The 13081-nt window shown below is 39.3% G+C and carries 9 protein-coding genes and 1 other RNA gene; all 10 read left to right on the plus strand.

The window, feature by feature from the left end; all coding sequences use genetic code 11:
* Positions 1-82 precede the first annotated feature (82 nt).
* The 10 genes from H8692_RS08950 to ssrS all read left to right on the plus strand — a co-directional run bounded on the left by H8692_RS08950 (position 83) and on the right by ssrS (position 12954).
* A complete protein-coding gene (locus H8692_RS08950; protein WP_207722983.1) occupies positions 83-4354 on the plus strand; it encodes an acyl-CoA dehydratase activase-related protein in 4272 nt (1423 codons plus the stop codon).
* Between the two features lie 87 nt (positions 4355-4441).
* Positions 4442-5173: a YebC/PmpR family DNA-binding transcriptional regulator gene (locus H8692_RS08955; protein WP_187525524.1), complete on the plus strand. Its 732-nt coding sequence runs from the start codon at positions 4442-4444 to the stop codon at positions 5171-5173.
* A 276-nt stretch (positions 5174-5449) separates the two neighbouring features.
* On the plus strand, positions 5450-5818 hold the full coding sequence (locus H8692_RS08960; protein ID WP_177269134.1) for a GntR family transcriptional regulator: 369 nt from the start codon (positions 5450-5452) through the stop codon (positions 5816-5818).
* Complete coding sequence (locus H8692_RS08965; RefSeq protein WP_187525525.1) at positions 5815-6552, plus strand: ABC transporter ATP-binding protein; 738 nt, start codon at positions 5815-5817, stop codon at positions 6550-6552. Before H8692_RS08960 ends, H8692_RS08965 begins: the two co-directional genes overlap by 4 nt.
* The gene (locus H8692_RS08970; protein ID WP_187525526.1) at positions 6542-7369 is read left to right on the plus strand and encodes a hypothetical protein; all 828 of its coding nucleotides are present in this window, start codon (positions 6542-6544) and stop codon (positions 7367-7369) included. The genes H8692_RS08965 and H8692_RS08970 overlap by 11 nt, the downstream gene beginning before the upstream one ends.
* A gap of 97 nt (positions 7370-7466) precedes the next feature.
* On the plus strand, positions 7467-8144 hold the full coding sequence (locus H8692_RS08975) for a response regulator transcription factor (protein WP_177269140.1): 678 nt from the start codon (positions 7467-7469) through the stop codon (positions 8142-8144).
* Complete coding sequence (locus tag H8692_RS08980; RefSeq protein WP_187525527.1) at positions 8137-9048, plus strand: sensor histidine kinase; 912 nt, start codon at positions 8137-8139, stop codon at positions 9046-9048. The genes H8692_RS08975 and H8692_RS08980 overlap by 8 nt, the downstream gene beginning before the upstream one ends.
* A 263-nt stretch (positions 9049-9311) precedes the next feature.
* Positions 9312-9983 carry an ABC transporter ATP-binding protein gene (locus H8692_RS08985; RefSeq protein WP_177268364.1) on the plus strand — a complete coding sequence of 224 codons (672 nt, stop codon included), beginning with the start codon at positions 9312-9314 and terminating at the stop codon, positions 9981-9983.
* 13 nt (positions 9984-9996) lie between these two features.
* Positions 9997-12648: an ABC transporter permease gene (locus H8692_RS08990; RefSeq protein ID WP_177268366.1), complete on the plus strand. Its 2652-nt coding sequence runs from the start codon at positions 9997-9999 to the stop codon at positions 12646-12648.
* A 126-nt stretch (positions 12649-12774) separates the two neighbouring features.
* Positions 12775-12954, plus strand: a non-coding RNA gene (ssrS, locus tag H8692_RS08995) — 6S RNA.
* Positions 12955-13081 lie beyond the last annotated feature (127 nt).

Raw genomic sequence — 13081 nt, forward strand, 5'->3', positions numbered from 1 at the left:
ATCATAAGACAATATTAAATGAAGAAAACAAATTAAATTTACATATATATTATTAGTTATAGAAGGAAGGATTGTATATTATATGAGATTAGGTATAGATGTTGGTTCTACGACTGTGAAACTTGTGTTGCTTGATGACGGTGACAAGGTTATATACAGTAGATATGAGAGGCATATGTCGAATGTTTTTAAAACAGTTGTAGACTTGCTTAAAAATATGTATGAAACAGTAGGAAATATAAAACTCAGAACTGTTATTACAGGATCCGGAGGGTTGTCGTTATCCAATATTCTAAAGATTCCCTTTGAGCAAGAGGTAGTAACGTGCAGTGCGGCTGTCGAAACTCTCATTCCGGAAACAGATGTTGCTATAGAGCTGGGAGGAGAGGATGCTAAGATTACTTTTTATGGGCAGACTATAGAGCAGAGAATGAACGGCACATGTGCCGGAGGAACAGGAGCTTTCATAGATCAGATGGCTGCTTTGCTCAATACAGATGCATCGGGACTGAATGAAGCTGCTAAAAAACATACTATGATATATCCTATAGCTGCCAGATGCGGAGTATTCGCTAAAACAGATATACAGCCTTTGATAAATGAGGGAGCCCCTATAGAGGATTTGTCAGCATCTATTTTTCAGGCAGTGGTCAATCAGACTATCAGCGGTTTGGCGTGCGGACATACCATAAAAGGAAAAGTTGCCTTTTTAGGTGGACCGCTGTCATTTCTTTCAGAACTCAGGAAAAGATTTATTCAGACTCTGGAACTCAAAGAGGATGAGGTGATCTTTCCTGAGGATTCTAAATATTTTGTGGCTATAGGGGCAGCTATCAATTCGGCAAAGTATGAAGAAATAGAATTTAAGGAGATCATAAACAGAATAGAACATGCAGATCCCAGCGCTTTGTCTGATACTAAACATGTGGATCCACTGTTTGCTGATTCAGAAGACTATAGAAAGTTCCGGGACAGGCATCTTCAGGATAAGATAAAGCGTAAAGATATAAAAAAGGCTAAGGGCAAAGTTTTTCTCGGCATAGATGCGGGCTCCACTACTACGAAGGCTGCCCTTATAGATGATGAAAAAAATCTTCTGTATTCGTATTACAGAGGTAATGAAGGAAAGCCTCTGGAGGCTACTATGAATATGTTTAAGGAACTCTATTCATTGCTTCCTCCCAAGGCTTACATAGCCAACGTTACGGCGACCGGATATGGCGAAGGCCTGATAAAGGCCGCTTTTAAAGCTGATCTTGGTGAAATAGAGACTATGGCTCATTACAAAGCTGCCGAAGAGTTTCTGCCGGGAGTTGATTTTATCCTGGATATCGGAGGTCAGGATATGAAGTGTATGCGTATAAAGGATGGAGCTATATATAATATAATGCTCAATGAAGCTTGTTCGTCAGGGTGCGGCTCCTTTATAGAAACATATGCTAAATCTGTAAACATGGATGTACAGTCTTTTGCAACAGAGGCTCTGTTTGCGAAAGCTCCGGTAGATCTGGGAACGAGATGTACCGTATTTATGAATTCAAAAGTAAAGCAGGCTCAAAAAGAAGGCGCAACAATAGGAGATATTTCCGCAGGCTTGTCATATTCGGTAATTAAGAACGCGCTTTATAAAGTTATTAAGCTGAGAAATCCCGAAGAGGCTGGAAACAAGATAGTAGTTCAGGGGGGGACGTTCCTCAACGATGCTGTTCTTCGGGCTATAGAAAATGTTATGGGCAAGGAAATCGTAAGGCCTGATATAGCAGGACTTATGGGTGCTTACGGAGCAGCTCTTATTGCAAGAGAGAATTACGTTGAAGATACGGTATCTTCAGTAATAACGCCGGACGACATTGCTACATTTCATGTGACTACAAGCCATGTCAGATGCAAAGGCTGTGAAAACAACTGTCTGATGACTATAAACAAGTTCAGTGACGGGACCAAGTTCTTTACGGGAAACAGATGCGAGAGGGGCGAAGGAAAAACATTAAAAGAATCGAATAAGATCCCGAACCTTTATGAATATAAACTCAACAGACTCTTTAGATATGAGCCTCTGACTGTTGAAGAGTCAAAGCGGGGAGTTATAGGGATACCCCGTGTACTTAATATGTATGAAAATTATCCGTTCTGGTTTGTGCTCTTTACGAGACTGGGATTCAGCGTAATGCTTTCGCCGACTTCCAGCAAGGATATGTATGAAAAAGGAATGGAAACTATTTCATCGGATACGGCATGCTATCCGGCAAAACTGGTTCATGGACATATCAAGTGGCTCGTAGATCACGGTGCTAAATGGATATTTTATCCGAGTATTAATTATGAGCGGGTTGAAGATGATTCTGCGCCTAACCATTACAACTGTCCTATAGTAGCTACATATCCTGAGGTGATAGCCGGAAATATGGATGACATATTTGAAGAAAACGGAGTCACATTCTCTCATCCGTTCCTTCCTTATGATAATGATGAATATCTTGCCAGAGAGCTTTACAAGGTGCTGAGAAGAACAGGCGTGGGAAGGCTCGAGCTGATAGAAGCCATAAAGATGGCGAGAGCAGAAGATAAACGTGTAAAGGACGATATAAAGAAGCAGGGCGAGTATTCCCTTAAATATGCCAGAGACCATAAGAAAAAGGCAGTGGTTCTTGCGGGAAGACCTTACCATCTGGATCCTGAAATCAATCACGGCATAGACAAGATAATAAGTTCTTTTGATATGGTGGTGCTTACAGAAGATTCAGTAGCCCATCTGGGGAAATTGGAAAGACCTATAAGAGTTTTGGATCAGTGGATGTATCACTCAAGGCTTTATAAAGCAGCTACGTTTGTGGGAACTACCGATGATGTGGAGATTGTGCAGCTGAATTCATTCGGCTGTGGTCTTGATGCTGTAACAACAGATCAGGTAGAGGAAATTACAAAGAAGAATAATAAACTCTATACGGTATTGAAAATAGATGAGGGCACAAACATGGGAGCAGCTAAGATCAGAATAAGATCTCTTAAAGCTGCTATGGATGAGCGGGAGAAGAACGGCGTTACTCATGTAGATGATAAGAGCTCATATGAGCGCGTATATTTCACAAAGAAGATGAGAAAGGATTATACGATTCTTATTCCTGAAATGTCGCCTATACATTTTCAGTTCCTGGAAGCTGCAATAGGAAGCGCAGGATATAATGTGAAAAGGCTTCCCACTGTAGATAAGAATGCTGTAGATGAAGGCCTCAAATATATTAATAATGATGCTTGTTATCCTACCATCGTGACTCTCGGCCAGATAATTTCGTATTTAAAGTCAGGTGAAGTTGATCTTGATAAAGTGGGGATATTTATGAGTCAGACGGGCGGAGGATGCAGAGCCAGCAATTACGTGGCTCTTTTGCGTAAGGCTCTTAAAGATCTGGATATGGAACAGATACCTGTTATTTCCGTAAATATGGCAGGCCTTGAAAGCAATCCGGGGTTTAGTCTTTCCGTAAAGGTTATAAAAAGAGGTGTGATGGCACTTGTATATGGAGATCTTTTTATGAGGGTTCTGTATGCTACCAGACCATATGAAAAAGAACCGGGTTCGGCTAATGCTCTTTATGAAAAATGGGCAAGAGTTGCAAGAAGAAATGTGTATACAGGAAGCCTTGTGAAATTTAAAAAAATAGTGGCATCTATAGTCAGAGATTTTGATCAGCTCCCTCTTCTTGACATAAAAAAGCCTAAAGTAGGTGTTGTCGGTGAGATTCTCGTAAAGTATCATCCTAACGCTAATAATGATGTAGTAGATATAATCGAGAAGGAAGGCGGAGAAGCAGTAGTTCTTGATATGATAGACTTTTTCATGTATGGAATGCATAGTAAAGAGTTTAATTTCCGTAATCTTTCCGGTACATACGGTACTATGATGGGGAATAAGATCGCTATGGACGTTCTTGAGTATTTCAGAAAACCTATGAGAAAGGCTCTTGAAAATAGCAAGAGGTTCCATCAGCCTATGTATATAAAAGATATTGCAGATAAGGCAAAGGAAATAATCTCTTTGGGCAATCAGTGCGGTGAAGGATGGCTTCTTACGGGCGAGATGGTAGATCTGATTGATGACGGAGTGGAAAACATAATATGTATGCAGCCTTTTGCCTGCCTTCCTAATCATGTTACCGGAAAGGGAATGATGAAGGCCTTGAGAAAAAGGAATCCTATGGCTAATATAGCAGCTATAGATTATGATCCGGGAGCATCAGATGTAAATCAGCTCAACAGGATAAAACTCATGATGGCTACAGCTCATAAAAATCTTGAAAAGAAAGAGGCTGAAAAAGCAGCGAAAGAGCATATGGGTGAATCTGTAGTGCAGTAATCGGGCTGTCTTTTTCACCTTGAATTAAGCGTAATATAGGTGTATAATTTTCTTTGTTGAATAATTTTTAGGTTAGGAGGTGTCTCCATGGGAAGACACGGAACGATAGCAGGCAGAAAAGCGGCGCAGGATTCAAAACGTGCTGCGATGTTTACAAAATATGCGAGAGCGATAATAGTAGCGGCAAAAGCAGGCGGAGACCCGGATTATAATGCTACTTTAAGGGTAGCTATAGAAAAGGCCAAAGGGATCGGAATGCCCAATGACAATATTAAGAGAGCCATTAAGAAGGGAACAGGAGAGCTGGAAGGAGAAACTTACGAAGAACTTACCTTTGAAGGATATGGTGTAGGAGGAGTCGCAGTAATAGTGGAGACTCTCACTGATAACCGAAACAGGACAGCTTCCGCTGTAAGATCTACTTTTGACAAGCACGGCGGCAATTTGGGAACACCGGGATGTGTTTCATATATGTTTTCGAGAAAAGGTGTTATCATTATAGAGAAGACTGATGATGTAGATGAAGATGCGCTGATGGAGACAGCACTTGAAGCAGGAGCCGAAGACATAATAACTCACGATGATAGTTTTGAGATACAGACAGCTCCCGAAAACTATACTGATGTACATGGAGCTCTTACTGATGCGGGTTATGATATCATTGATTCTGATGTTGAATTCGTTCCGTCTATGGAAGCTGCTCCAAAAGATGAGAATGATCTGAAATCTCTTAAAAAAATGATAGATATTCTCGAAGACAATGATGATGTACAGAAGGTACACCATAACTGCAGTGTGGATTTTGAATCTATTGAATAGAATGAGTATTAAATTTAAAACTCCTTCATATGTTACAAACGTATGAAGGAGTTTTTGATTTAGCAGACAGAAGGCGGCTGTATTAATTGGGTTTCCGATTATATAAACGCTTTTTTATTTTTGGGATTTTGGCATCTTATTATTTTAAAAAATTTAAAATATATATTGACAAATAAAGAAAATAGTAATATATTGATATTGTCTTAAGCACATAGGACAATATGACAACAAGAACAAAAAATATAAAAATGAATAAAGAAAAGGAGGGAATTAGGTGTGAAATGGAAACTTGATGACAGCCGGCCCATATGGCCTCAGCTTAAAGAGCAGCTTATAATAGCTATAGTAGCGGGGGAATACAAGATGGGAGGAGCCTTTCCTACGGTGAGGGAATTGGCAGAATCTGCGGGAGTTAATCGCAACACTATGCAGAGAGCGCTGAGTGAGCTGGAGCATGATGGATTTGTTATAACGAACAGAACAGTAGGAAGGGTTGTAACGACAGATGAAGGGTTGGTGGCTAAAATGAAAGAATCAATAGCAAAACAGACCATAGAAAAATTTATAAGGGAAATGGAAGCTATTGGATACAGCGAAGATGATGTTGTAAAAATGATAAAAAAGAGAGGGGAAGAAGATAAATGAAAACAGGAACATTAATAGAATGTTTTGATGTAAGCAAAGCATTTGGAAGTAAGCTGGCTCTTAACAGAGTAAACCTCAGTGTAGGCAGAGGAAAAGTCATAGGTCTTCTCGGTCCTAACGGAAGCGGAAAGACAACGTTCATAAAACTTATAAATGGACTTATAAGACCTACGAAAGGTGAGATATTGATTGATGGCAGAAAACCGGGAGTATATACAAAGTTGATAATAAGTTATCTTCCTGACAGACCGTATTTTGCAGACTGGATGACTGTTAAGGATGTTCTCAGTATGTTCAGTGAATTTTATCAGGATTTTGACAGAAACAAGGCGGAGAATATGTGCGCCGCAATGAATATACAACCTGAAGATAGGATAAAAACCATGTCCAAGGGAACAAGGGAAAAAGTTCAGCTTGTTTTAGTGATGAGCAGAAAAGCTCAGCTCTATTTGCTGGATGAGCCTATAGCGGGTGTGGATCCTGCTGCAAGAGACTATATCCTTACTACTATAATAAATAATTATAATGAGGATGGAACGGTTATAATTTCAACACATCTTATCTCTGATATAGAAAGAATTCTTGACGAGGTTATTTTTATAAAAGACGGTAAGATGGTAAGGCATGAATCTGTTGATGAAATCAAGGAGAAGGAAGGCAAATCCATAGATGATGTATTTAAGGATACATTCAGAATGGAGCCATTTATGGGGGTGAACAGAAATGACAGGTAGACTGATCAAATATGAGATAAGATCCAGTATAAAACTTATGGCAGTCATATGGGCTGCACTTATTGCAGCAAGTTTGCTTTTTAGTGTGAGTAGTAATTTGCTTAGACGTACGTTCGAAGGAGCGTCGCAGGGAGCAAATACACTGGTATCTATTGTCGGAACAATTACCGGTTTCATGTATATATCTATTTTTATTGCATTGGTGGCGGCGACAGTAATAATCGTCATACTGAGGTTTTATAAAGGGCTTTTGGGTGACGAGGGATATCTGATGCATACTTTGCCGGTGAAACCTTGGCAGCTTATAACATCAAAAGGTCTTGTGGCAGCGGGAGTGGTTCTTTTGAGTATAATAGTAGCTATGGTATCACTTGCAATACTTGCAGGGCTAAGCAGTTTGAGTGTGATTCCTGACATATTCAGTGGTATTGCGAAAGCATGGAAAGAAGATCCGAGATATATACTTATCATAGTAGAGGTTCTGGTAATAATGGTACTTTCACTGCTGAAAAGCATATATCAGGTATATGCATCTTTGGCAATAGGACAGTTAGCTGGGAAACATAGGATATTACTTTCTTTGGCAGCATATATAGGTCTTTCAACAGCTGTCACTGTGTTTTTCATAATACTGGGAATGATCGCAGGCAGTTTTGATATGGTTGATTTGCTGTCGTCATGGGACGGATCTGCAGGAAATATGTTCGGTCTGAGTCAGTTTGTTATAGCTGTGATGTTTGGTCTGACGGCTATACAGCTTGTCGCTTTTCATATCATTACAGAAAGGATATTATCTTTGAAGCTTAACCTTCAGTAGCTAATTTAAAGACATTCTGTTTTTTAGTTAACAGGATGTCTTTTATTCTTGCCATTTAAAAACTCATGGCTGTATAATAAAAACGGAGGTTCAGTATATGTCAGAGTACATTCTTATAATAGAAGATGATTCAGCGCTTGCATCGGGTCTTTGCAGAGCACTGACGCTGAAAGAAAGGACTGTGGAAAATTGTAGCAAGATTATGGAAGCGCGGAGAATTACAGAAGAAAGATTGCCGGATATGATTATTTTAGATGTAAATCTTCCGGATGGAAGCGGTTATGATTTTCTTGCAGAATTCAGGGAAAAAAGTGATACCCCTGTAATACTTCTTACGGCTAATGATATGGAGGCTGATATCGTAGCAGGTCTTGAACTGGGAGCTGATGATTATATAACGAAACCTTTCAGCCTGGCTGTACTTCGCGCACGAGTAAATGCTCAGTTAAGAAAAAAACAGTGCCGGCAGCATCAGGCAGAAACATACATGGGAAAGTATAGATTTTATTTTGATAAAATGAAATTTTTCATAGGTGACAGAACGGTAGAGCTGAGTAAGACAGAGCAGAAACTTCTCAGGATACTTACAGATAATGAAGGAATAACTGTAAGTAGGAATGAGCTTGTGGATAGGATATGGACCGACGGTGCTGAATATGTTGATGAAAATGCTCTTTCGGTGACAGTAAAGAGACTGAGAGATAAACTGGAGGCTCATAAATATATTAAAACCGTTTACGGTGTGGGGTATATGTGGGTGAAGAATCATGAATGATTTCTGTCTGATAACATTGGCTGTCTGTGTTGTCATCTGCGGCTCAGTAATATTTTTTTTCATGAGAAAGCAGCGCACAATGACAGAAAGAATAGAGAGGATGCTGGAACAAGCTCTTAGTGGAGAATTTGCAGAAAGTAGCTTTGACGAGTCAGTATATTCATCTCTTGAAAATCAGTTTTCCAGATATCTTGCTTATTCAGAAATATCCATGAAAAACATATCTGCTGAAAAAGATAAAATAAAGACGTTGATTGCAGATATTTCACATCAGACTAAAACACCCATATCAAATATATTATTGTATTCTGATTTGATGAGTGAGGTAGAAATGTCCGATGAGGCATCGGAATATCTTGAAGCTATGCGTTTTCAAACCGAAAAGCTTAATTTTCTGATAGCTTCTTTGGTAAAGCTTTCAAGACTGGAAACAGGTATAGTAACTCTTAGACCTAAACCCGGAGACGTAAAAAAACTTGTAGAAAGTGTAGCGGCATCCTATTCCGAAAAGGCAGCGGCAAAAGGTCTTGTTTTGAATATAGATATCAACGCTTTTTCCGGACAATATACAGCTGTATTTGATGAAAAATGGACTGCAGAAGCCCTTGGAAATATTATAGATAACGCTGTCAAATATACGAAAAAGGGAAAGGTGAAACTCAGCTTAAAAAAATATGAATTATTTATTTCCGTGGAAATACGAGATAGCGGAGAGGGTGTCGATGAAGAAGAGATACCTAAAATCTTTTCAAGGTTTTATAGAGGAGAAAATACAGCAGGATATGAAGGCGTAGGTATAGGTCTTTATCTGGCGCGGGAAATAATATCAGGAGAAGGCGGCTATATAAAAGTTACGTCTGAAAAAGGAAAAGGTACCTGCTTTGCAGTGTTTCTTCCTTTGTAAAATGATATGCTGCCGATTGTTACAAAACCGTTAGAATTTATTATAACCCGGAAAGAATGTAGAAAGATTACTATGAGATAATCTGTATAAAAGAAAAAACTTTTTATACAGATTTTTTTTATGATCTGCCCGTATCTATGATACGGCGCGCAGATCAAACACAGAAATCACAGGACTTTAGTCCGTAGTGATTTTTCAGTGAAATGTCTGCCCGTATCTATGATACGGCATATGATTTTAATGAGATGAAAGGAGAAAAAGTAATGGCTATATTGGAAACAGAGAATCTCAAAAAAATATACGGGAACGGAGTCAATGAAGTACATGCGCTGAATGGTGTGGATCTGTCGGTTGATGATGGGGAGTTTGTTGCTGTTGTAGGAACCTCCGGATCAGGAAAATCGACTCTTCTTAATATGTTGGGAGGACTTGATAGACCTACATCAGGTAAAGTAATAGTAGATGGCAAAGATATATTTTCTCTTAAAGATGAAGCCTTAACTATTTTCAGAAGAAGGAAGATAGGCTTTGTTTTTCAGGCATATAATCTTGTGCCTGTCCTCAATGTATATGAAAATATTGTACTTCCTGTGGAGCTTGACGGTAAAAATGTAGATAAGAAATTTGTAGACAGCATAATTTCTACTCTGGGGCTGGAAGATAAAGTGACGAGTCTTCCAAATCAGCTCTCTGGAGGTCAGCAGCAGAGAGTGGCAATAGCGAGAGCTCTTGCTTCAAAACCGGCAATACTTTTATGTGATGAGCCAACAGGGAACCTTGACAGCAGAACATCTCAAGACGTATTGGGACTTCTGAAGATTTCCAGTTCGAAATACGAGCAGACTATTGTTATGATAACACATAACGAAGAAATTGCTCAGATGGCGGACAGAATAGTGCGTATTGAAGACGGACGTATCATATCAGGCAATTAGAAGGAGGTGTATCATGAAAGTATTGAATAAGAAAACGATACGCCGCCTTAGCTTCAGATCCCTTAAAGCATCGGGAAAGAGAAATATTATCGCGGCTGCAGCAATCGCTTTGACTACCGTTTTGTTTACAACTCTTTTTACGATAGCAATGTCTTTGAATTCAAGTTATGAGACATTTACATTCAGGCAGATAGGGGGATATGCCCACGGTTCATTCAAAGACGTAGATGATAGTCAGATAAAAGAAATCGCATCTCATGATAAGGTAAAAGCAGTGGGAGAAAGAGATGTTATAGGAACCATATCTGACGGAGTATTTGCAAAGGTTCCTGCTGAGATAAGTTTCATGGATAAAAACTGTTCCAAATGGAGCTATATCGAAATGTCAGAGGGAAGAGAACCGAAGGAAAGAGACGAAATAGCTATGGACACAAAAGCACTTGAAATCCTCGGTATTAAACCTGAAGTGGGAGCTGAAGTCAGTATAACATATGAGATTTCTGATAAAGAACAAAATCTTGGCAAAAGAACTGACTCTTTTAAACTGTCCGGATGGTGGGAGTATGATGATCTTCTTCCTGTGCATTTTATCAATATATCGAAGAGTTATGCATCGCAGGTGGAAAAGGATGTCTCGGCAGAGGGAAAGGTTTCGTTTCGCAAGGATCTTAATGTAATGCTGAGCTCAAGTATTAATATTGACGGCAATATGAAGAAGATACAGGAGGATCTTGGATATCAGGATGAAAATGCGGCAGAAGAAGATTATGTCAGAATAGGGGTTAACTGGGGATATACCTCTGCTCAGGCCGATTCAAATATTGATATGGAAAGTATTTTAGCTATTTTAGCTTTTTTGGTTCTTGTAGTGTTTACAGGGTATTTGATAATATATAATATATTTCAGATTTCAGTTTCGGGAGATATACGTTATTATGGCCTTTTGAAAACTATAGGCGTCACACCGAAGCAGCTTCGCAGGATAATAAGAAAACAGGCGCTGATGTTGTGCGTGTTAGGATGCCCTGTGGGAATGGCAGTGGGGTATCTGGCAGGATATGTTCTGACGCCTGTGGTGATATCTCAGACAACACTCGGTGAGGCCAGCCTGACGGTGAGTGCTTCTCCTCTTATTTTTGCAGGGGCAGCTGTATTTTCTCTGATTACTGTTCTTCTGTCATGCGCTAAACCGGGGAGAATCGCTTCCAAAGTTTCACCTGTTGAAGCCACAAAGTATACGGAAAGAGCCAAAACAGCAAGGAAAAAACGCACTACAAGAGGCGCGAAACTGCATAATATGGCGTTTGCTAATCTTGGAAGAAACAAATCAAAGACTGTTCTTGTAGTGGTATCGCTGTCGCTGTCTGTTGTTCTGCTTTCTATACTGATGGCGTTTACAAACGGGTTTAGCATGGAGAAATATCTTAATGAAAAAACATGTGCTGATTTCATAGTAGGAAATACTGACTATTTCAGGTTCAGAGCTAATAGTTCAAAGTCAGGTATGAACAGTCAGGATATAGACCAGATAAAGGAAAACACAGAAATATCATGGGGAGGAGAAGCATGGTCACTGGCAGATACAGGTTCTGTAGAGTGGATCACACAAGAGCAGTTTACAGAGATGTCATCAGAGCAGACTTCGGAAACATCGAAAGATCGACTCAATGACAAAGAAAGCAGAGGAAGTCTTGTTAACATTGATATACAGATAGAAGGACTGGATACTCCGCTTCTTGAAAAGCTTACTGTTTTAGACGGAGATCTTACCCAATTATCTGATCCGAATAAGAAAAACATCGCTATTGCCGTTCATACTGATGATTACGGCAACGCAGATGATTTGAAAGATTACCCGAAAGTGGGAGATAAAATTACTGTAACATATGTGGAAAACGGATATTATATAGACAGCCGTACAGGTAAATTGAGTGATGAGAAGACTCCGCAGGAATATATCCAATATCATATAGATAAAGGCCATGATGTGGAATATACTGTTGCCGCACTTGTAACGGTACCGTATCAAATGTCTTTCAGATCATCAAACCTCTACGGAAGAGATGCCATACTGCCTGTAGATAAGTTGAGGGAAGACAGCGGTGATGATTTGTTTTCATTGTTTTATATGTTTGATACACCTGATTATAAAGCAGAAGTGAAAGCTGAAAGCTTTTTGACTAATATGACCAAGGGTGAATCATCAGGGCTTATGTATGAGAGCAAAGCTTCCATAAGAGATGAATTTGAAGGTTTCAGAAAGATGTTCATTATTTTAGGAGGTGTTCTCTGTGGGATAATAGGTCTTGTGGGAATATTGAACTTCTTCAATGGGATAATGACGGGGATATTAAGCAGACGAAGAGAGTTTGCAATGCTGCAGTCTATAGGCATGACGGGAAGACAGCTGAAGACTATGCTGATTTATGAAGGATTGTTTTATGCTCTTGCGACAATACTCTTTTCATCAGTTCTGACAGCGCTTCTGGGACCTTTGGTAGGAAATATGATGGAAAAAATGTTCTGGTTTTATGAGTACCATTTTACTTTTATGGCCATCACTGTAACAGCTCCTGTTTTCCTGGTACTTGGAGCAGCGCTGCCGGTGATAGTATATAAAAATGTATCAAAGAAAACAGTTGTTGAACGTCTTCGAGAGAGTTAGTGATTATGACAAATAGACAATACAGATATTGGCAAAAATATGTTTTGATATATTTTGAATTAACCTCTTGAAATTAACGTATGATATAACTATAATTAACATTATAAAAACAATATAAGATTAAAATTTATCCTGAGATGTGCGACAAGGCAGTGTAATTCAACCTACGTAACGACATTGGGAGCCCGGGTTTTTGGCGAGCTTATGTCAAGCCTCCTTTGAGTGGAAGACAGAAGCGGAAACAGGGCACCCCCCTATTGAAAGATAGGGTGTGAATTATATCCTTGACGGCATGTCGGGATTTTTTTTAGTAATTAATAGATGAATAAATTTTGATCATATGAAAAATATTCCTGTTATCCTCTTGATTTTTAGCAGGAGTTGACGTATTATATTATTAGCACTCAAAACTAACGAGTGCTAATAAAGTGAA

Origin of the sequence: Lentihominibacter hominis (assembly GCF_014385065.1) — a bacterium.
Taxonomy (GTDB): domain Bacteria; phylum Bacillota; class Clostridia; order Peptostreptococcales; family Anaerovoracaceae; genus Lentihominibacter; species Lentihominibacter hominis.

What these genes read in the sequence shown, in the direction of transcription:
- H8692_RS08975 (WP_177269140.1), top strand. Translation starts at nt 7,467, where the DNA reads ATGTCAGAGTACATTCTTATAATAGAAGATGATTCAGCGCTTGCATCG.
- H8692_RS08970 (WP_187525526.1), top strand. Translation starts at nt 6,542, where the DNA reads ATGACAGGTAGACTGATCAAATATGAGATAAGATCCAGTATAAAACTT.
- H8692_RS08965 (WP_187525525.1), top strand. Translation starts at nt 5,815, where the DNA reads ATGAAAACAGGAACATTAATAGAATGTTTTGATGTAAGCAAAGCATTT.
- H8692_RS08980 (WP_187525527.1), top strand. Translation starts at nt 8,137, where the DNA reads ATGAATGATTTCTGTCTGATAACATTGGCTGTCTGTGTTGTCATCTGC.
- H8692_RS08985 (WP_177268364.1), top strand. Translation starts at nt 9,312, where the DNA reads ATGGCTATATTGGAAACAGAGAATCTCAAAAAAATATACGGGAACGGA.
- H8692_RS08955 (WP_187525524.1), top strand. Translation starts at nt 4,442, where the DNA reads ATGGGAAGACACGGAACGATAGCAGGCAGAAAAGCGGCGCAGGATTCA.
- H8692_RS08950 (WP_207722983.1), top strand. Translation starts at nt 83, where the DNA reads ATGAGATTAGGTATAGATGTTGGTTCTACGACTGTGAAACTTGTGTTG.
- H8692_RS08990 (WP_177268366.1), top strand. Translation starts at nt 9,997, where the DNA reads ATGAAAGTATTGAATAAGAAAACGATACGCCGCCTTAGCTTCAGATCC.